This window comes from Paenibacillus sp. D9 (assembly GCF_001188365.1).
Lineage (GTDB): Bacteria > Bacillota > Bacilli > Paenibacillales > Paenibacillaceae > Paenibacillus_O > Paenibacillus_O humicus.
Genome location: NZ_JZEJ01000001.1, coordinates 4,213,170 through 4,231,736, shown reverse-complemented (window position 1 = coordinate 4,231,736; position 18,567 = coordinate 4,213,170). Strand labels below are relative to the sequence as shown.

Here is an 18,567-nt window from a genome sequence, read left to right as displayed (position 1 = left end):
AGTCACTCCTCCTTCTTGGGTAGCGGAATAACCGGCGTCTGGCGCGGCGGAAGCGGGAGCGTGATGGATGCCGTCGTTCCCTCGTCTCTCTCGCTGCTCAGGCGCAGTCCATATTCCGGTCCGAATGTGTGGATGAGGCGGCGGTGCACGTTGGGAAGGCCAATGCCGCCCTTGCGCTTGATCCCCGGCTCCAAGACGCTTCCCGGCGCGTTGATCTCGCTGTCCAGAGAGGCTCTGAGCATGGCCAGCGCGGCCGCATCCATCCCGACTCCGTTATCCTTCACCGTAATCGTCAGCCGCGCCCCCTGGCTGCCGGCGGTGATGACCAGGCATCCTTCACCGCCAAGCGGCTCAAGTCCATGCTTGACAGCATTCTCGATAATCGGCTGCAGCGTCATTTTCGGCAGCGGAACCGAAAGATATTCGGGCGGAACTTCCATGATCACCGAGACTCTGCCTTCGAGCCGGATCGTAATGATCGTCAGATAATCGCGGATCTGCTCCAGCTCCTCGCCCAGCGTCACCAGCGCCCCCTGCTCCCAATGGCTGCTGTAGCGGAACATGCGGGAGAGGGACAGAACGACCTCGCCGAGATGATCCTCTTCCTTTTCGTCGAGCATCCAATAGATCATGTCCAGCGTATTGTACAGGAAATGGGGATTGACCTGGGACTGAAGCGCCAGCAGCTCCGCGTTCTTCTCGCTCATCGAGCTGATCTTCACCCGCTCGACGAGCTGATCGATCTGCCGCACCATTTCATTGAAGGAGCCGGCCAGCGAATTGATTTCCCGGTAGCTCCGGACCTGAACCTGCCCTTGGAAATTGCCGAGCTCGACCTTTTTCATCTCGCGGATGACCCGCTTGAGCGGCGAAGAAATCGTGTTGGACAGTATCGTCGCTACGACGATGGAGACAAGAATGAGGATAAGCCCAACGATAAACAAGTACCGGCGCATCTCCACCAGCTCGACGTTCAAATCCTTTTCCGGCGTGACCGTGATGGCTGTCCAGTCTGCGAACGGAAGGCGCGACGTGACGATGAGCCGGCCGTCCCGGCTGTATACCTCGGTCTCTCCGACGTTATCCGGGCGGCGGACATCGGCGAATGCCGGCAGGTCCTCCGAGCCGTCGGTAGCGCTGACGAGACTGCCGCGCTCATCGAGCAGATAGACCTTGCTGTTGGAGCTGAGCTTGAGATTTTCAAGCGCCTTCAATATCGGGGCCGGGCTTGTTTCGTAGAGAACGACTCCAATCGGCTTGTGCACATCGAGATCATACAGCTGACGCCCGAAGGCCAGGACCGGACGGGTTTCGTTCTCATCGATGACGGATGTTGGAAATAGGCCCAGCCAGACGATTTTCCCGCCTTCGTCGACGATGCTTTTGTACCAGCCGGTCTTGTCGTAGCCCGGCTTGACCTCGTTGATGTAGTTCCCATAGTTGTAGATGCGCTTTTGGTTCGTCATGACATGGATGCCGATCAGGTCGTCGCGGGAAAAGAAGTTCGTTCCGATAATGTTCGTGATCGCCCTCTCATTCGCGAACTGCTCTTGAGGCTCGGTCGGATGGCTGGTCAGCAGGCGGACGAGATCAAAGTTGTTGCTGATCGACTTGGACAGGCTGTCGAAGCCTTTGTCGACCAGATCGAACAGGCCGATTGTCTGGGCGACGTTTTTGCTGGAGAGATCGTGGATCTTTGCCCTCAGCTGCTCTGTCGTCCGGTTGTAGAACAGCAGGCTGACGATGATCACCATGCCTGTCATGCAGCTGAGCAGCACGATGAACAGCCAGGTTTGAAATGAGTTGCTTCCTCGCCGCTTCAAGCTGCATGACCCCTTCCCGTTTTTTAATGACAAATCCCCGTCCGTGAGCGGTTTCACGGACGGGGTTGTCGCGCCGCTTACCAGGCGGCTTTTATCTATTTCGTTCAGCCGTGCTCTGCGGGGCTTCGCCGTCGATGCGCAGATGCTGTTGCTGTCGATGCGCAGCAGCTTTCGGCCGAAGCCGCGCAGCTAGCCTTTACCCTTTGACCGCGCCTGCCACCATGCCCTTCGTAATTCGCTCGGACAGGATGAAGTAGATCAGGATAACCGGAATCGCGCCCATGACGAGGAACGCTCCGATATTGCCGTAGTTGACGGCATATTGGCTGACGAAGCTGTTGACGCCGAAGGGAAGCGTCTTGAGGCTTTCCTTGGAGATGAACGTCGCCGCCAGGATGTATTCGTTCCAGATATTAATGAAGGTAAGGATACACACCGTCATGATCGGAGGAACGGAGATCGGCAGGATGATGCTGCGGAAGATCCGGTAGACGCTCGCTCCGTCCATGAATGCCGATTCCTCGATCTCATGCGGAATGCCTTTCATGAATCCGCTCAGGATGAAAACCGCTACCGGAGTCTGGAAGGCGATATAAGGCAAAATAAGCATGCCGAGCGTGTTTTTCAGGAACGGAATGCCCTTGAAGATCGTCATCAGCGGCAGCAAGGTCGCCTGCATCGGGATCATCAGGCCCAGCATGAAGATGATGAGCGCGACCGGCGCCAGCTTCCAGCGGAACCGGGATATTGCGTAGGCGACCATGCTGGCCAGCACGATGACGCATACCATCGTGACGACCGTGACGATGACGCTGTTCGCAAGATAGCGAAGATAATTGCCTGCCTCGAACGCTTCCGTGTAGTTCGCGAAGCGGGGATTTTGAGGAAGGGCGAAGAAGCTGCCTCCCAAAATCTCCTCGTTGGTCTTGAACGAGTACAGGACGAGCCAGAGCAGCGGGTACAGCTGGGTTACGACAAGGATCGCCAGGAGAAGATAGACGATCCATTTCTTGATAGCGGACATGGATGTTTTTCCTCCCTTAGCTTACCTTATTCTCTACGCGTTTGAAAATCGTGTTGATGAGGACCGTGAACACCAGGCAGATGATGACCAGAACGATGGCCAGCGCGCTGCCGTAACCGTATTTATTGGACATAAACGTATTGTTGTACATGAGCGTGGAGATGACATCCGTCGCATGGGCCGGACCTCCGCCCGTCATGACCATGATGAGGTCGAAAGCCTGGAGCGAACCGATGAAGGCCAGCACGATGGAAATCTTGAACACCGGCACGATCAGCGGAAGCGTGATGTAACGGTCGGCCTTGAAGCCTTCGGCGCCGTCGATCCGGGCGGCCTCGTAAATATCGGCCGGAATATTCTGCACCCCGGTGAACTGGATGAGCAGATGGTAGCCGAAGTATTGCCAGAGCGAAACGATATAAAGGCAGTACATCGCGAACTTGGGCGAGCTCAGCCATGCCTTCATGGACGAGTCCATGCCCAGGAAATGCAGCACGCCGTTGATCATGCCGCCCATATCGAGCGGATTGTAGATCGTCTTCCACAGCTGGCCGATGATGACGACCGAGAGGATGACCGGCATGAAGTAGATGGATACGAGCGTGTTGCCCTTGCGGACGTAGCGGTTGATCAGAATTGCAAAGAGCAGGCAGACCGGAATCTCCACCATGGAGAAGACGGCGTACATGAGCGTGCGCCGGACGGCAGGCCAGAAGTAAGGATCGTTAAGCAGGATATTCTTATAGTTTTCCAGGCCGACGAACTCTTTCACCGAGGAAAGGCCGTCCCACTGGAACGTACTGTTGTAGACGGAAAACAGGATCGGCACGAACACCATGCTGACATACAGCAGCAAGCAAGGCAGAACGAACACGGCAATCGTAAGCTTGGGGACCTTGAGCACATTCATGGTTCTTCAACTCCTCCGTTCTCTATCGCATGGAGCGGGGCAAGGGCGGCTCCATGCCGGAGTCCGCCCTTGCCGCCCATCTCGATCCGGCTTCTGGCGCCGGCATGCGCCTTGCTATCGCTTACTTGTTGGCAGCGAATGCGTCTTGGTGTTCTTTTGCCACTTGCTTGGAGTCTACCTTCTGGACGAAGAGGTTCTGGATGCTGCTCAGATGCGCTTGCGCGACCGCAGGGTTCATCGTGTTGTCGAAGGCGAGGTCTCCGCCGCTGACGTTTTTGAACAGATCCAGGATGTTGATGGCCAGATCCGAGTAGCCTGCCGCCTTGAAGTCGCCTTCAACCACTTGGCCTACGCCGACAGCGTCTTTAAGCTCGAATTTCTTTTTCGGGAACTCCGTCATGAAGAAGTTCAGGAAGTCCTTCGTTTCTTGCAGATGCTTGCTGTTCGCGGAGATCGCGAAGCCGGATCCCGGTGCCAGCATGAACTGGTTCAGGTCGCCTTTGCCGTTTACGGTCGGGAACGTGAAGGCTCCGACTTTGCCCGCTACCGAGGAAGCGTCGATGTTGCCCGTTTCCCACGAACCGATGATGAACATGGCCGCTTTGCCGGTTTTGAAGATGTTGCCGCCGGCATTGGCGTCGATGGAAGTCGCGCCTTCAGGGAACGCTCCGGCTTGAACCAGCTCCTGGAAGGCGTCGACCGCTTCCGTGAACGCCGGATCGTTGAAGTCCTTCTTGCCGTCGAGAACGTCCTGCAGGAAACCAGGGCCGCCGTTCGTGCGGAGCAGGATGTTCATGAACAGGAAGGAGCCGGTCCAGGTGTCCTTCTCGCCGATGGCGATTGGAGTGATGCCTTTGGCCTTGAGCGCCTTCACGTCTGCGATCAGCTCGTCGAACGTTTTCGGAACGTCACTGATGCCGGCTTGGGTGAACAGGTCCTTGTTGTAGTAGACGACTTCGATATTGTTGCCGTCAGGAAGCGCGTACGTGTTGCCGTCGAAGCTGTAGTAATCGAGCAGGCCTTTTTGGAAGGTATCCTTCAGGCCGTTCTGATCCAGCATATCGTTGAGCGGAGCGAGGAGCTTGGCATCCACGTATGGCTTCATCTGAGCCGCCGGGTTCACAATCGTGATATCCGGAATCTCTTTGTTGCCGGCCTGCGTTTTCAGCTTCAGCTTCTGCTGGTCGGTATTGAGCGAATCCAGCTCGATCTTGATGTTCGGATGCTCGGATTCGTATTGGGCGACGAGCTCCTTCAGCAGCTTGTTGGCCGGAGAAGTCGCGTCCGGATAAATGTTCTGGAATGTAATCGTGACTTTCTTGCCGGAATCCGTCGCGGCGCCTCCGGCATTCGTGCTCGATCCCGTGTTGGCTGCCGTGTTCGTTCCGCCGGAATTGCCCCCGTTATTGTCGTTGCTGCTGCCGCAGGCTGCGAGGCCGACTGCAAGAGCGCCGATAGTCAGGACGCTGACCGTTTTTTTGATGGCGTGGTTTTTCTTTACTTGGTTTTCCACCTGTTGTGTCCCCCTTGCAAAGTTTATAGTCGAATTATCCGCCAAGAAATCGTTTTCAACAATGAGGCATCCTCAAGGTGTGAGGTTTGCTTTTTCAAGGTTTTCGTTTTTTAGGAAACCTCTCCGGGCATCTGCCAATATTTCCAAGTCTATATTGCAAAGCATAATAGTGAGTGGTATAGTATAGCCATCGGACGGTATTCTTCACAGCCAGCTATTCTACATTAATGAATACCTTATTATAGTTAGGAGCAACGCATATGAATGTACAATTCAAAAAAGGTGTGCTGGATCTATGCGTGCTTGCACTTGCGGCATGGGAAGACCGGTACGGTTACGAGCTCGCCGTCGCGATGTCCGCAAAGTTCGAGGTCGCGGTCGGGAGCGTCTATCCGCTGCTCAACCGCCTGACGCAGGAAGGCTATTTCACGACCTATCTCCGGGAATCGACGGAGGGGCCTCCCCGCAAGTACTACAAGCTGACCCCGCAGGGACATTCCCATCTCATGTCTCTCATCAGCGAATGGCGGTCGTTCTCGATCGCGGTGGATGAATTGATCAAGGAAGGTGTCGAACGATGAACAGAGAGCAATATCTTCAGCAATTGTGGAATCTGCTGTCTCCGGTTCCAGAGCGCACCCGCAAGGAATGGATGTACGATTACGAGGAGCATTTCCGGTTGGCGGCCGAGCACGGACGCCTTGAGGAGGAAGCCGCCTCCGAGCTCGGAGATCCGAAGCTGGCCGCCAAGGAGCTGCTGCTCGGATACCGGGTAGCCGAAGCGGAAAGCAAGGGCGGCAGCCTGCCCTCCGTTTCCAGAGCCGTATTTGCCGCCGTCGGCATCGGTTTCTTCAATCTGGTCTTCGTCCTCGGTCCGTATATCGGCCTGCTTGGAGTTCTGTTCGGGTTCTGGGCGGCATCGGCCGCTCTCGTGCTCTCCGTCGTTCCCGTCCTCTATGAAGGCTGGTTCGGAGACGCGCTGACCGGGCCGCAGGCGATCTCCGCCGCCATGGTTCTGCTCTCGCTTGGACTGCTCGCCGGCGCCGGCACCTACAAGCTGACCCGCGGCTTCATGAGGCTGACGCTGAAGTATCTTCAATTGAATACCCGAGTCATGAAAGGGAGGAAATCCTGATGCGCAATCTCGTTGTATTCGCGCTCATCCTGCTTCTGGCCGGCTTGGTCGGCGGGGGCTTCACCTTTGCCGGTTCCGACCTCAGCTTCGGCTTGAAGGAAGTCGATATCCGCAAGGAAATCCCCGCCGTCGGCATTGCCCGCCTCAAGGTTGAATCCGGCAGCATGGACGTCGCCCTGGTCAAAGGAAAGGCGGATGTCATCGAAGCGGCCGCAACCGGCAAGGCGAACGGAAAAGCCCTGAAAAAAATCCGCGTCGAGCTCGTCAAGGAAGGCGATACGGCCATCCTGAAAAGCGATGCCGACACCGGCTTCACGATGGGCCTCAACATCGTCAACGTGAATCTGGAGATCTCCTTGCCGGAGCGTCAATACGACTCCATCATCGTGGACTCCGGCAGCGGCGACATCAACTTCGAAGGGCTGAAAGCCTCCGTTCTGGAGCTTGACAACGGCTCCGGAAACGTTGAAATAAGCGAGGTCGAAGCGGACGGAGCCAAGATCAAAACCAGTTCCGGCAACCTCTCCATCGAAGAGAGCCGCATGAATGAGCTTGAGACGACCGTCGGCAGCGGCAATATCCGCCTGACTGACGTGGAGGGGGCGATCAGGGCGAAGACCAGCAGCGGCAACATCCGCGTCGAGCTCGACGCGCTTATGCATCCGCTCGAGGCCCGCTCCGGCAGCGGCAACGTCACGATCCAGACGAAAAAGGCTCCGGAATCCGCTGCCGTCAGCTATTCCACGGGGTCCGGCACCTTCCGGATCGACTGGGGCGGCGGAGAGAAAAAGGGCGATGCCGACACCGACACGATCGTGTTCGGGAACGGCGAGATCCCGGTCCGCCTCTCGGCCGGGTCAGGGAATATATCCCTCAAGCAGCGTTGACTCAAACCACAAAAAACCGGCTCCGACTGGCCATCAGGCCTGCGGACCGGTATTTTTGCGATTATATTCATGTTTTCAAGGGAATTAAAATAAAGCACGCCTCGAATCGAAACACGCTCGGCAAGCTGCCCCGCCCATCAGCCTCTCGGCGGAAAGGGGTCGTTGCCATAGCTGTGGGATTCGCTTATTCGGCCATCCTTGGTATGGATCTTCAGCTCCGTCTTCGCCTGGCGCGCCTCTGCCCGGCCGCGCTCCTCGGCTTCCGCCTTCGTAGCGTGACGGCTGAGCACGCGTCCTTCGCGCTGGGTTGCCCATCCCTCGTCCCCGTCCGGCGTAATATGCACGTTTCCTTTGCGTTGGTCTTCCATTGCAAATTCCTCCCTGGATTGAATTTCTTGAACCAGCGGCCAAGCGGCATTCAGGCTTCGGCCCGCTTGGCTGTGAATTCCAGCACCGCGTCGAGATTCTGAGGCTCCGCCGCGGCGAGCAGGTCGCCCATCCGCTGCAGGCGATCCCCGATCGTAAGCAGGGTGAACGCTTGCGGATCGGCTTCTCCCCTCACCTCATCCCAAGTTAGCGGCGTGCTCACGGTCGCTACCGCCCGCCCTCTCGGGGTGTAGGGAGCCGAGAGGCTCTTGCCCGCCGCATGCTGGACGTAGTCGATATAGATCCTTCCTCGGCGCGCCCGGATCGAACGCTCGACCGTGAACAGCCGCGGATATTTGTCGGATAAATAATGCCCCAGAAAAGAGCCCAGGCTCCGAAGCTGCCCGAACGTATACGGCTTGGCCAGCGGGGTGACGATCTGGATGCCCGTCGCTCCCGACGTTTTGGGCACGGCGGCGATGCCCATGCCGTCCAGCGCCTCGCCGATCAGGCTCCCCGCCTCCATCAGGCGGGGACGGGTTTCCTCCGACGGGTCGATGTCGAGCACCCACTCGCCCGGCATGCCGTCCCCGATTTTGTCGAAGGAGGGGTGAAACTCCAGCACGCCGAGATTGCCGAGCCACAGCAGCGTCGATAAGGAGTTCAGATTGATGTAGCGGACTCCGTCGACTTCGGCGATCGCCACGAATTCAGGCGTCGGTTCAGGCGCGTTCTTCTGGTAGAAGGACTTGCCGCCTACGCCATCCGGGAACCGGATTGCCGTCAGCCGGCGTCCGCTGCAATAGCGGAGAAGATACGGCGCCAGCTGGACGAGCTTTTGCAAATAATCGGCTTTGCGGATTCCCGGCGCCGGCCACAGCATTTTATCCGGATGGGTGATCTCGATGCGGTTGCCCTCCACTTCCAGCATGCTTCGGCTCATAATACGATCCCCTCCAGCCATTCCAGCTTGGGATGCCGTAGCAGGCCCGACTGCGTCAGCTCCCGGCCGCTCACGCCGGCCGCAATGGGGCTGGCCAGCCAGCGGATATCGGTGCCCCGCAATCCTTCCGGCAGGCTGCCTCCAAATTCACCCTGGCGCCCCGACATCGTCTTCTGCATGGAAAGCTGCCGCTTGGCTCTTTCGTTCAAGCCCGAAGAGATGCGCCCCATGTACCGGCCCTGCCCGCTCATGACCAGACTCGACAGCTTGCCTTCCTTATAAAGCAAAGCCACGATATCGACTTCGCGGTGAAAAAACGTCTTCCGCTTGTACCAGTCACCGTGTTCCTTGCCCTCCGAATACCGGCTGCCGCGCCGCTTGGCGACAACGCCCTCCCAGCCGTTTTCCTCCGCCCACCGCCAGAGCGACTCGCCGTCCTCATACATATCCGCAAGGAAAAAGGGAGGCTGCCAGCTCGAGCAGAGCTTCTTCAGCCGGGCGCTGCGCTCCTCGAACGGCAAGCTGCGCAGATCCTCTCTTCCCACCTGGAGCAGATCGAAAATCAGATAACCGACCGGCTGGCGGCGCGAGGCCCGCTCGATCCGTTCCCGGCCGCGCAGCTTGTCCCGGCCCTGCATCATCTGAAAGCTGGGCTTGGCGGTATGGGGATCCAGGAGAAACGCCTCTCCGTCCAGCATCAGATCCGGAAAGCCTTCGGCGGCACGGTCTTCGAGCGCATGGGCCAGATCAGGATAGGATTCGGTCCTCGGCTTCATCTTCTTCGACCATAGGCTCGCTTCCCCGCTGCGGAGGACAGAGATGATGCGGAAGCCGTCCCACTTCAGCTGATAGGCCCACTCGCCGCCCGCAGGCAGACTATCCGTCAAAATTGGCGACATCGGGACGAAAGGCTTCATCCCTTATGACCCTGTCTCTTTCGGGCGGGTTCCCGAACGGCGCTTCGGCTTGGCGGCAGCCGGCTTCCCCTTGGATTCCGACGGCTTTGCTTTCGAGGAAGAGGATCCGGCTTTGGATGATTTCGGCCTGGCTTTGGAGGCGGCCCCCCTGCGCGGCTTGGACGGCTTGCCCGCGTTCCCGGAATCCGTGCCGCCTGCGGGCTTCAGCTGCTTCAAACTCTTTTGCAGCGCGTCCATCAAGTCCAGCACATTCGGCTCCGACTCCTCTTCGGCGACCTTGACCTCCTTGCCTTCCACCTTGTCCTCGATCGCCTCCAGCAGCCTCTCCCGGTACTCGTCCTTGTATTTCCCCGGCTCGAAGCTTCCCGTCAGTTGCTCGATCAGCGATTTCGCCATGTCCAGCTCCCGCCGGTCGATCTTCTCCTCCTCCGGCAGGCCCGGAATATGGTTTTTCTCGCGGATCTCGTCTTCATAAAACATGGTGACGAGGGAAAGCACTCCGTCGACGACGCGGATAGCCGCAAGGCTGCTCTTCTGCCGGATCGTCACGTTGGCCACGCCGATTTTCTTGGTGCTTTTCAGCGCCTCGACGAGCAGCCGATAGGCGTGCTTGCCGGTTTCCTCCGGAGAAAGATAATAGGTTTTCTGAAAATAGATGGGGTCTATTTCCTCCAAATCCACAAAATCGAGGATACGGATCTCACGCGAGGTTTTCGAGGCGAGCTGCTCCAGCTCGTCCTTCTCGAAGGTGACAAAGCGGCCATCCTCATACTCGTATCCTTTGACGATGTCGCTCCAGGAAACGTCCTCCTCGCATTTGGGACAGGTACGGTGGTATTTGATCGGCTGGTTGTATTTCTTGTGGAGCATCCGCATCGGGATGTCATTGTCCTCGGTCGCTGCGTACAGCCGCACCGGAACGTTGACGAGGCCGAAGCCGACCGCTCCCCTCCAGATCGTTTGCATGGACGGTATGCCTCCTTGCCGGATAGTCTGGTCTCTTTTACCCTCAGTCCGGGAGCAGCCAATCAAGATGGGAAGCTGAGGAGCGGGGTAAGATAAGGAAATAGGAAGCGGGACGACAGCGGGGCGGCAGCGGGGCGGGGGCGAAGCGGACAAGGCAAAGGGGCCTAAAGCCACTCGGAAGGTACGGCTCCGGTGCGCTTACGCTCCGCTCTGGGCATAGCCTGAATGCCCGGGGCAGGAAATTCGGAAGAGGAGGATGCGGAATGAAATCAGCGAAAGCGGTCTTTCTGGACCGGGACGGCGTCGTCAACGAGATGAATACGGGGCGTGTACGCCAGGTGAACGGTCCGGACGATGTCCATCTATTGCCTGGAACCGCCGAAGCGATCCGCGGGCTGGCGGAAGCGGGCTACCGGGTGTATGTGGTGACGAATCAAGGCGGCGTCGGCCTCGGCTACATGTCCTTGGCGGATCTGGAGGCGGTGCATAAACGGCTGGAGGAGCTGCTGGCGAAAAAAGGGGCCCGGCTGGACGGCATCGCCTTCTGCCCGCATAAGCCTGATTACGGATGTGCCTGCCGCAAGCCGCAGCCCGGCATGCTGCTGGAGCTGGCGAAGCGGCATCGCCTCTCGCTGAGCGAGAGCTAAATGATCGGAGACCGCGAGAGCGATATCGCAGCCGGCCGGGCTGCCGGCACGCGGACAATTCGAGTGAACGGTGCGGCGGACAGGAGCAAGGGAAGGGCGGACGGCAGCCGGGAGGGAGCCGGTTCTGCACGAAGGCCGCGTAGACATGGTAGAGCTTCGTTCACGGCGGACTGGAATGTCTCCTCTCTGCTCGAGGCGGCGGTGCTTATCGTGCATAGACTGGCGGAAGAGAGGGGGCTTCCTTGAACGGACGCCCGCATAGGAGTATGGTTAGAGATGAACCGTCCATCACGGACCCGGACGAGCTCCTGCCCATGCGCATTCGAGTTCTCGCCCTTCACCAGCGGGCTGCATGCCCTTGACTATTAACGGGCTTTTTCTACGAGAAGAAGCCCCCCGGGAGAGATACTATTCATGATCAAAAAGCTGGATCCAACGCCGCATTACGTCCTGGTCGTCACCGCCGTGGAGGCCGAGCGGGACGCCGTCGTCCGCGGCCTGCTCAAAGCCTGTCCCTCCGAAGTATGCGGCGAGGTCGAAGGTCCGCTGCGGCGGGTCGGCCGCTATATCGTGCTCGCGGGCGGCGTAGGCCCGGCCGCCGCAGCCGCCAGCGCCGCCCTCGCCATTGCTGGCGGCCCTTCCTTCCGCTATGTCATCAGCGCCGGCATCGGCGGAGGCTTCTCCCCGATTGCGCCCGTCGGCTCCGTCGTCATCGCGACGGATATCATCGCGGCGGATTTGGGCGCCGAGACGGCAGACGGCTTCGCAAGCGTGGATCAGCTCGGCTTCGGCTCGTGGCGCGTTGCGGCCGACCGCGAGCTGGCGGAGCGCATCGCCGAAGCTCTGCGCACGGCGAATGAGCCTGTCGCAGCCGCCGCCGGCCCCGTGCTGACGCTCTCCACCGTCACGGGATCGGCCGAGTCGGCAGCCGAGCTTCAGGCAAGGGTGCCGGGAGCTGCCGCTGAAGCGATGGAGGGCTATGGCGTCGCCATAGCCGCCGCTATGCAAGGCATCGAGGCGCTGGAAATCCGGGCAATCTCCAATGCGGTCGGTCCGCGCGACCGCGAAGCCTGGCGGATCGGCGACGCGCTCCAGGCGCTTGAAAAGACGGGATTTTTACTGCCGGAGGTGCTTGGAATCCAATGAAAATCGCTTATTCCCCTTGTCCCAACGATACCTTTGTCTTTCACGCTTGGTCGCATGGCCTTATCGAAGGCGCGCCTGAGCTGGAGGTGACTTATGCCGATATCGACATCACCAACGGCTGGGCAGCCGACCGCATCGGGCCCGAGGTCATGAAAATTTCCTATGCCGCCCTGCCCTGGGTTCTGGAAGACTACGCGCTCATCCCTTGCGGCGGCGCTCTCGGCCGCGGCTGCGGTCCGCTCGTGCTGACCGCCGGCGGCGGAACCTCGCGCAGCCATGCTGACGCCATGCCGGGAGCACCTATCGCCGCTGGCGGCACGGTTGCTGCTGGCGGTACGCTTGCTGGCGGTACGGATGCTGCCGGCGGCACGCTTGCTGGCGGTACGGATGCTGCGGCAAAGCCGTATGTCTCGGCAGGCCTCGATGTCCCGTATGGACAGCAGGATCAAGCCTCCGATAAGGCCCTCGTTCCTGCTGCCGGCTCCGCCCATGCCCACAGCGGAGCTGCCGCTCCCGGCGCGGATCCATCGTGGCTGAGCGGCAAGCGGGTCGCTGTGCCGAGCGAACGGTCGACCGCCTACCTGCTGTTCCGGCTCTGGGCGGCGCAGAATGTTCCTGGAGGCGTCGGGGAGATCGTCGTCATGCCTTTCCACGAAATCATGCCCGCCGTTCGAGACGGCCGTATCGATGCCGGGCTCGTCATTCACGAAGCGCGCTTCACTTATCCCGAATACGGGCTGTCGCTGATGGCCGACATGGGCGCATGGTGGGAAGCCGATACGGGCCTCCCGATTCCGCTGGGCGCCATCATCGCCAAGCGCTCCCTCGACCGCAGCTCCATCGCGGCATGGGCCCGCTCTTCCGTCGAATACGCCTGGGAGCATCCCGCTCAATCTGCCGATTACGTACGATCCCATGCCCAGGAAATGTCCCCCGAGGTCACCAGCGCCCACATCGCCCTCTATGTGAACGAGTTCACCCGCGAGCTTGGCGAGGACGGCTACAACGCCGTCGAGTCCTTGCTCGGACGAGCGGCGAGGGAAGGCCTCGTTCCGGAGTTCGACCTGGCTTTGCTGCGAAAATAATGTCCGGCACTGCTCGAGAAGCCTAGGCCGGACCGAACTTGAATCAGGCCAGCCGGTTTTCCCGGCTGGCCCCTTTCAGGTCAGGCGCTTCGCTATCGGACCATACGTCCGCTATACCTCGTAATTCGTGCTATTATGCTGTCTATCGGACATTCAATCCGCTATTTCTCCCAATTCGCGCTATTCTGCTCGCTATCGGACATACGTTCCGTTATTTCTCGTAATTCGCGCTATTCTGGTCGCTATCGGACATACGTTCCGCTATTCCCCTTCAACTCACTACTATCCCGATAATTGTTCACAAATAACGGATCCTATGTCCGATAAACGCTTAAACTCGACATTTTGAACGAAATAGCGGATCTGATGTCCGATAGTGCGGACAGCGCCCACATGGCCAGTAATTGCCGTCATTCCCAAATAAAAAGAGCAGCCGGCAACCCGGCTGCTCCTTTCTTTTTCAGACTCTTTTATTTTACAGAGCTATTTTCTGCTTACAGACCTATCTTTCGCCTTACAGACCTATCTTCTGCTTACAGACCGATCCGCGCCTTACAGGCCTACGGCTCTGAATGCATTGGTCACCGAGGTGACATAAGAGGAGCCCGTTCCGTACAGGTCTTTGGCTGCCTGGATCGAGGCGTTCTTCGCCGCGGCGAAGTTGGAAGTGGAAGTAAGGTAATAGGCCACCGTGTTGTAGAAAATGTTCACGGCTGCGTCGCGCCCGATGCCGGCGACGGTAACGCCGTTCTGGGTGCCGCCTTGGGCGAGCAGGTAGAACGCTTTGTTCGTGATGCCGCTGTTCGTATGAACGCCGCCGTTGTCGGAAGATCCCGTATAGCGGTTGGCATAGTTGTCCGGCTGCCCGTAAAGCGTCGGGTTGGACATGGAACGGAGAGCATCTCCGGAGATGCCAGGCGTATAGACATCGTCGCCGATAAGCCAGTTTTTCGCCTGGATCGAGTTGCCGAGGACGTCGGCATAGGACTCGTTCAGCGCGCCGGATTCATTGAGGTATTGAAGGTTGGACGTGTACTCGATGACTCCGTGGGACAGCTCATGGCCGACCACGTCGAGATCGCCCGACAGCGGAATGAACGTCGAGCCGTCGCCGTCGCCGAATACGATCTGGGTGCCGTTCCAGAAGGCATTGTTGTACCTGCTGCTGTAGTGGACCGAGGAACGGATCAGCAGGCCGTTGCCGTCGAGGCTGTTGCGTCCGAACTTCGTTTTGTAGAAATCATATACTTTGCCGGCATAAGTATGGGCATCGACGGCGGCTCCATCCGTCCATACGTTGTCGGCGTCCGTCAGCAGCGTGCCCGGAATCGTGGTCCGATTGCTGGCTGTGTAGGTGTAGATGCCGTTGCCGCGAGTGGTGTCTTTCAGCTGGTACGTGCTGCCGGAAAGAGTCGTCTGGAACGTCTTATTATCGCCCAGCACGCCCGTGCCCGAACCGGTCGCCGTCTCGATCAGATCGTACTGCTGCACGATATGGCCGTCGGCCGCATCGATAAGATAGCGGGTGCGCAGAGGCTGCGGCTCAAGCACATTCACTTCCGTCTGGTAGACGAGACGCGATCCGTTGCCTTCCGGATATACGTACAGCTGAGCCGACGGAGTCTTCTCCTGTGCTCCCAGCTCGCCGATGCGGGAACTGGCTTCCTTCGCCGCGATAGCCAGAGCGTCGGATGCGCTTATGGCTGGTACGCTGGATTTTGCCGTGATTTGATTTTGAGCCGGCAGAACGGCTCCTACGAACGACGTAACCTGGCCGGCCTTGTCGATGTGAATGGTTTGGTCACCGCCATATACCGGGATGCCATTCACATATTGCTGCAGGCGGAAATGCTCGACGCCCGAAGTCGGATCGGCTTCCTTCTTCTGGATCAGGAACGAGATTTTTACATCCGCTGCGGATACACCCAGCTTTGCTTGCTGGCCTTCAAGGAAAGCCCAGATTTTATCCTCGGAAGAGCCCGCGACAATCTTGGCATCCTTGGAAGCCTCGATGAATTGAGTCACGAGCTGATTGTTCACGACGCTGACCCCGGGAGTTCCGGCCGCTCCGAGGCTTGGCGATTCGGCAGCGACAGCGGAAGCGGAAGAAAGCAGCAATACGGTACCGAGCAGAGTAGGAATCATTTTTTTCATTACACAATTTCACTCCAGTCATAATTTTTTTCAAATCCAAAACTATACAGGAAAATAAATGCTGCATATCGCCTCCGTTCTATGTATGAATATTCACAACCGCCTTTTGAAGAAAAAAAATAGATTAGCGGTGGTGGCAACGAATGTACCACACCGTAATCTATTCGGTAAATATGGTAAAATAAGCAAAATAAAAAATGATTCTTTAGTATGAAAAGAACTGGATTGTTCGCGGCAATCCAAGCTTAAGGTCCCAATTTAAACCTGAGAAACTGGTTCCCCAGATCCGATTATGAAAAATCAATTCGGATTAATTTAATCGGGAATGAGGCCTTTAGCTCCTTGTAGTCTGCCGTTGGTCTCATCCTTTCCTTCAAAAAAATCCATCAGAAAAACCATTAACAATCCAGCGTGTCCGGACTTCACTCCAACAACCTTCTTGTCATCGCAATCAAGCGCTCAGCAATCAGAAACCTTGTCTATATGGACAACGTTCAGCGAACATGCTCATTGGCTGACGCCGAAATAAGATATGCCCGGCGCTTCCAGTCCCTTCAGTAAGGCCGAGCCGTCGGCCCAAATATTGTCTCTATCCCTTGACCGGCTCCTGCCTTGCCATCCTGCTGCTGAGGCGCGCCCGTGTCTTTACTGGAAATAAACTGAACGACCCCTATGATGAGGAGTAAAAAAACAAGGATGACGATGCCGATTCCGATGCGGAAAACCCAGCTTCTGCCGCTCTTTCTTCCCGGCGCTCCTTCCATCGGTAAAGGCGTATTTCCATCCCCTCCAGGCTCTTGATTCTTGCTCATGTCTATCCCTCCCTACATCAACCTTACATAAGTTTCTTTTTATTCACAAATATTCAAGATTGCAAGAGAGTGATTCCCATTCTATTTCATGCATAATTTAAACTTTTTAACTTCTCATTTAACGCTTTATGATAGCTTTGATCCCTATTTTAATTGTCTTTGATAACCTTTGTGCACGCCAAATAGACTCGCCTAATCGCGAATCCAATCCGTACATTGCTATTGCTCACCATAATGCTTTTCAAGCCCCACCCTCTTGGCGGGGAAGCCTGCTCGGCTCCTTCCCTGCTCCTATCCCGTTCCGTTCTCTACTCCGATTATTTTCCGTTCTCTGTTCCGTTCTCTGTTCCGCTCTCTGTTCCGATCTCCGTTCCAATCTCTGTTCCGATCTCTACTCGGATTTATATTACCATCCCCATTCCTATCAATATTCCAATCCCTATTCCTACCAATGTTTCAATCCCTATTCCTACCAATATTCCTATCCCTATTCCTGTCCGATTTCTGTTCCGCTCTCTGTCCCGATCTCCGTTCCGATCTCTGTTCCGATCTCCGTTCCGATCTCTGTTCCACTCCCTACTCAAATCCCTCTGCAATTCCTCCTCTCCCTACTTCCGCTGCCCGCTTCCCGAGCTACCGGCCGCTTCACGCTTCCCGAGCCCGGGAACCGCGGCTTGTTGAATGACCGTGTCGACTTCGCCTTGCGCCCGCATGGATAAGCTGCCAAGCTCTCCGATCAGCCAAGCATGGCGAAAGGAGGCCGAGGAAGACTCTGTCAGACGCGATCTCACATAGGCCAGGACCGCCTCCGGCATAACCTCCTTCTCCGTCCAAAGGAGAGGAGCGGACATGTCCGCTCGGGACAGCAGCCCCGCGACAGGAGCCAGCGACGGCGACTCCGAGCTCACGAGCGATACGCTTCGCGATATTCCGGCCCCGCTTCCTCCTGCGCCTGTCTCGGCCATTTCCACATAACGGGCCATTGCGACCGATTGGGCAAAATGATCCTCGCCCGAAATACGGGTGACTTGGCCGTACACGGCCAAGTCTTCGACTACATCGGGCGGCACGATAGACTCTGGCGCGATCAGATGGATGCGCGCTTTGCCGCCGCGCTGCTCCAGAGCCTGCGCCGTCTCCAGCGGAATGCCGGCGCGGCCGACGAGCAGCAGCGGCTCAGCGCTGCTGGCGATCCGGCTCACGGCGGGCGCCGTGTACAGCCGGGCTTCCTCGTCCGCAGATCCGACGAGGACATCAGCCGGATACTCGCCCGACTGCGCGGCTTCGTAGGCGTCCACGGCCCGGGCCAGATCAGCGGCTCCGCGGGCTGCGATCCGTTCGACGCGCAGGCCGAGCTTCTCCGCCTGCCGCTGAACCTGCGGTCCCAGCGCCCCGACCAGAATGGCCTGTACGCCTCCATTCCCGGGCATCCCTATCGGCCGCAGACGCTTCAGCTCCCGCAATGTCGCCTCCGGAATGCCGTCTGCATCTGCGTACAGCAGCGGACCGTCCGCGGCATCGTCGATCAAGCCCGCTCCCAGAACGGCCGCAATCCAGTCCCCTTGAGGCACGAGCACAACCCCGCCAGGTCGCTCATCGTTCTCCGTTGAGGGCCATGCCATTCGCGACGCCAGAACGGCGGCTTCATACGGATCGGCGGCATTAATTCGCGTCGTATGGGCTGTAGCGATCCATGGAGCCGCTTGCATGGCCGCTTCGGACGAACGGACAGCCAGCGCCTCGGGAGCGCTGTCCCGGAAGGCGTCGGCTTCGCCTGGAGCCGCAGACGGAGAAGGGACTGCAGCACGGTGCTCGGGAAGCTTCCCGGATGCATCGCTCCCTGACGACTCGGCTCCCGAACCGGCTTCCGCTCCGCCCTCAGAATTCCGATCCCCGCCTGCGCTGCCTCTCTCATCAGTCTGCGACAGCGTCCCCGGCGCCAGCACCGGGATGTCCGCCATCCGACTCCCGCCCGTCACATCCGACATCACCGTCCGGGTCGGCTGCTGCAGAGGAGAAGAAGGGAAGCAGCCCTCCAGCATCGCTGCGGACAGAAGCACAAGCCCGAACAAAGCTGCCGGACGGACGTGTCCGCAGCTGGGCAAGATTCGGGGTTTGCCGAGATCGGTCTTTCCCTTCCTTTCCCGCTCCCCGCCCCTAATCCCATCCAATCTCCGATCCTTATCCATACCGCTCAATCCCCCTTCCGCCGATCCATCTCCGTATCATCGTTTCCTCC

18 protein-coding genes are annotated in these 18,567 nt (G+C 58.2%); 7 read left to right on the top strand and 11 right to left on the bottom strand.

Annotation, left to right across the window (positions count from 1 at the left end; all coding sequences use genetic code 11):
• Nucleotides 1-2: 2 nt before the first annotated feature.
• The 4 genes from VE23_RS19015 to VE23_RS19000 all read right to left on the bottom strand — a co-directional run bounded on the left by VE23_RS19015 (nt 3) and on the right by VE23_RS19000 (nt 5,270).
• On the bottom strand, nt 3-1,763 hold the full coding sequence (locus tag VE23_RS19015) for a cache domain-containing sensor histidine kinase (RefSeq protein WP_049869802.1): 1,761 nt from the start codon (nt 1,761-1,763) through the stop codon (nt 3-5).
• 256 nt (nt 1,764-2,019) lie between these two features.
• Entirely contained in the window at nt 2,020-2,847 is an 828-nt protein-coding gene (locus VE23_RS19010; RefSeq protein WP_021879053.1) for a carbohydrate ABC transporter permease, read from the bottom strand.
• 16 nt (nt 2,848-2,863) lie between these two features.
• Nucleotides 2,864-3,757, bottom strand: a complete 894-nt coding sequence (locus VE23_RS19005; RefSeq protein ID WP_021879054.1) for a carbohydrate ABC transporter permease — start codon at nt 3,755-3,757, stop codon at nt 2,864-2,866.
• Nucleotides 3,758-3,878: 121 nt separating this feature from the next.
• A complete protein-coding gene (locus tag VE23_RS19000; RefSeq protein ID WP_232313099.1) occupies nt 3,879-5,270 on the bottom strand; it encodes an extracellular solute-binding protein in 1,392 nt (463 codons plus the stop codon).
• A gap of 260 nt (nt 5,271-5,530) precedes the next feature.
• Here VE23_RS19000 and VE23_RS18995 point away from each other — a divergent pair, with 260 nt between their 5' ends.
• From VE23_RS18995 to VE23_RS18985, 3 genes are read left to right on the top strand one after another with little or no spacing between them, the layout of a single operon-like run.
• Complete coding sequence (locus tag VE23_RS18995; protein WP_021879056.1) at nt 5,531-5,851, top strand: PadR family transcriptional regulator; 321 nt, start codon at nt 5,531-5,533, stop codon at nt 5,849-5,851.
• Nucleotides 5,848-6,405 (top strand): HAAS signaling domain-containing protein, encoded by a 558-nt coding sequence (locus tag VE23_RS18990; RefSeq protein WP_048747119.1) that lies wholly within the window; start codon nt 5,848-5,850, stop codon nt 6,403-6,405. The genes VE23_RS18995 and VE23_RS18990 overlap by 4 nt, the downstream gene beginning before the upstream one ends.
• A complete protein-coding gene (locus VE23_RS18985; RefSeq protein WP_049868806.1) occupies nt 6,405-7,292 on the top strand; it encodes a DUF4097 family beta strand repeat-containing protein in 888 nt (295 codons plus the stop codon). Before VE23_RS18990 ends, VE23_RS18985 begins: the two co-directional genes overlap by 1 nt.
• Nucleotides 7,293-7,429: 137 nt before the next feature.
• Here the strand turns inward: VE23_RS18985 and VE23_RS18980 are convergent, their stop codons facing one another.
• Genes VE23_RS18980 through ku form a run of 4 tightly spaced genes read right to left on the bottom strand, consistent with a single transcriptional unit; the run spans nt 7,430 to nt 10,484 of the window.
• The gene (locus VE23_RS18980; protein WP_021879060.1) at nt 7,430-7,660 is read right to left on the bottom strand and encodes a DUF2188 domain-containing protein; all 231 of its coding nucleotides are present in this window, start codon (nt 7,658-7,660) and stop codon (nt 7,430-7,432) included.
• Between the two features lie 50 nt (nt 7,661-7,710).
• The gene (gene ligD / locus VE23_RS18975) at nt 7,711-8,601 is read right to left on the bottom strand and encodes a non-homologous end-joining DNA ligase (RefSeq protein WP_232313097.1); all 891 of its coding nucleotides are present in this window, start codon (nt 8,599-8,601) and stop codon (nt 7,711-7,713) included.
• Nucleotides 8,598-9,518, bottom strand: a complete 921-nt coding sequence (locus VE23_RS18970) for an ATP-dependent DNA ligase (protein WP_048747115.1) — start codon at nt 9,516-9,518, stop codon at nt 8,598-8,600. The genes ligD and VE23_RS18970 overlap by 4 nt, the downstream gene beginning before the upstream one ends.
• Nucleotides 9,519-9,521: 3 nt before the next feature.
• Nucleotides 9,522-10,484 carry a non-homologous end joining protein Ku gene (ku, locus tag VE23_RS18965; RefSeq protein ID WP_048747113.1) on the bottom strand — a complete coding sequence of 321 codons (963 nt, stop codon included), beginning with the start codon at nt 10,482-10,484 and terminating at the stop codon, nt 9,522-9,524.
• A gap of 263 nt (nt 10,485-10,747) precedes the next feature.
• Here ku and VE23_RS26640 point away from each other — a divergent pair, with 263 nt between their 5' ends.
• The 4 genes from VE23_RS26640 (at nt 10,748) to VE23_RS18950 (ending at nt 13,362) form a co-directional block, all read left to right on the top strand.
• Nucleotides 10,748-11,131, top strand: coding sequence for a D-glycero-alpha-D-manno-heptose-1,7-bisphosphate 7-phosphatase (locus VE23_RS26640; RefSeq protein WP_069202498.1), 384 nt, complete (start codon nt 10,748-10,750; stop codon nt 11,129-11,131).
• Nucleotides 11,132-11,377 carry an HAD hydrolase-like protein gene (locus VE23_RS26635; RefSeq protein ID WP_157053998.1) on the top strand — a complete coding sequence of 82 codons (246 nt, stop codon included), beginning with the start codon at nt 11,132-11,134 and terminating at the stop codon, nt 11,375-11,377.
• A 168-nt stretch (nt 11,378-11,545) separates the two neighbouring features.
• The gene (locus VE23_RS18955; RefSeq protein ID WP_049868805.1) at nt 11,546-12,277 is read left to right on the top strand and encodes a futalosine hydrolase; all 732 of its coding nucleotides are present in this window, start codon (nt 11,546-11,548) and stop codon (nt 12,275-12,277) included.
• On the top strand, nt 12,274-13,362 hold the full coding sequence (locus tag VE23_RS18950; protein WP_049868804.1) for a 1,4-dihydroxy-6-naphthoate synthase: 1,089 nt from the start codon (nt 12,274-12,276) through the stop codon (nt 13,360-13,362). The genes VE23_RS18955 and VE23_RS18950 overlap by 4 nt, the downstream gene beginning before the upstream one ends.
• 552 nt (nt 13,363-13,914) lie before the next feature.
• Here the strand turns inward: VE23_RS18950 and VE23_RS18945 are convergent.
• The 3 genes from VE23_RS18945 to VE23_RS18935 all read right to left on the bottom strand — a co-directional run bounded on the left by VE23_RS18945 (nt 13,915) and on the right by VE23_RS18935 (nt 18,517).
• The gene (locus VE23_RS18945; RefSeq protein ID WP_049868803.1) at nt 13,915-15,516 is read right to left on the bottom strand and encodes a M4 family metallopeptidase; all 1,602 of its coding nucleotides are present in this window, start codon (nt 15,514-15,516) and stop codon (nt 13,915-13,917) included.
• A gap of 554 nt (nt 15,517-16,070) precedes the next feature.
• The gene (locus tag VE23_RS18940; protein ID WP_049868802.1) at nt 16,071-16,328 is read right to left on the bottom strand and encodes a hypothetical protein; all 258 of its coding nucleotides are present in this window, start codon (nt 16,326-16,328) and stop codon (nt 16,071-16,073) included.
• Between the two features lie 608 nt (nt 16,329-16,936).
• Nucleotides 16,937-18,517: a hypothetical protein gene (locus VE23_RS18935; protein WP_049868801.1), complete on the bottom strand. Its 1,581-nt coding sequence runs from the start codon at nt 18,515-18,517 to the stop codon at nt 16,937-16,939.
• Nucleotides 18,518-18,567: the final 50 nt, after the last annotated feature.

Excerpts from the sequence above, each read along its gene's own strand:
- VE23_RS19015 (WP_049869802.1), bottom strand. The coding sequence starts at position 1,763 with ATGACAGGCATGGTGATCATCGTCAGCCTGCTGTTCTACAACCGGACG.
- VE23_RS19010 (WP_021879053.1), bottom strand. The coding sequence starts at position 2,847 with ATGTCCGCTATCAAGAAATGGATCGTCTATCTTCTCCTGGCGATCCTT.
- VE23_RS19005 (WP_021879054.1), bottom strand. The coding sequence starts at position 3,757 with ATGAATGTGCTCAAGGTCCCCAAGCTTACGATTGCCGTGTTCGTTCTG.
- VE23_RS18995 (WP_021879056.1), top strand. The coding sequence starts at position 5,531 with ATGAATGTACAATTCAAAAAAGGTGTGCTGGATCTATGCGTGCTTGCA.
- VE23_RS18990 (WP_048747119.1), top strand. The coding sequence starts at position 5,848 with ATGAACAGAGAGCAATATCTTCAGCAATTGTGGAATCTGCTGTCTCCG.
- VE23_RS18985 (WP_049868806.1), top strand. The coding sequence starts at position 6,405 with ATGCGCAATCTCGTTGTATTCGCGCTCATCCTGCTTCTGGCCGGCTTG.
- VE23_RS18980 (WP_021879060.1), bottom strand. The coding sequence starts at position 7,660 with ATGGAAGACCAACGCAAAGGAAACGTGCATATTACGCCGGACGGGGAC.
- ligD (WP_232313097.1), bottom strand. The coding sequence starts at position 8,601 with ATGAGCCGAAGCATGCTGGAAGTGGAGGGCAACCGCATCGAGATCACC.
- VE23_RS18970 (WP_048747115.1), bottom strand. The coding sequence starts at position 9,518 with ATGAAGCCTTTCGTCCCGATGTCGCCAATTTTGACGGATAGTCTGCCT.
- ku (WP_048747113.1), bottom strand. The coding sequence starts at position 10,484 with ATGCAAACGATCTGGAGGGGAGCGGTCGGCTTCGGCCTCGTCAACGTT.
- VE23_RS26640 (WP_069202498.1), top strand. The coding sequence starts at position 10,748 with ATGAAATCAGCGAAAGCGGTCTTTCTGGACCGGGACGGCGTCGTCAAC.
- VE23_RS26635 (WP_157053998.1), top strand. The coding sequence starts at position 11,132 with ATGATCGGAGACCGCGAGAGCGATATCGCAGCCGGCCGGGCTGCCGGC.
- VE23_RS18955 (WP_049868805.1), top strand. The coding sequence starts at position 11,546 with ATGATCAAAAAGCTGGATCCAACGCCGCATTACGTCCTGGTCGTCACC.
- VE23_RS18950 (WP_049868804.1), top strand. The coding sequence starts at position 12,274 with ATGAAAATCGCTTATTCCCCTTGTCCCAACGATACCTTTGTCTTTCAC.
- VE23_RS18945 (WP_049868803.1), bottom strand. The coding sequence starts at position 15,516 with ATGAAAAAAATGATTCCTACTCTGCTCGGTACCGTATTGCTGCTTTCT.
- VE23_RS18940 (WP_049868802.1), bottom strand. The coding sequence starts at position 16,328 with ATGAGCAAGAATCAAGAGCCTGGAGGGGATGGAAATACGCCTTTACCG.
- VE23_RS18935 (WP_049868801.1), bottom strand. The coding sequence starts at position 18,517 with ATGGATAAGGATCGGAGATTGGATGGGATTAGGGGCGGGGAGCGGGAA.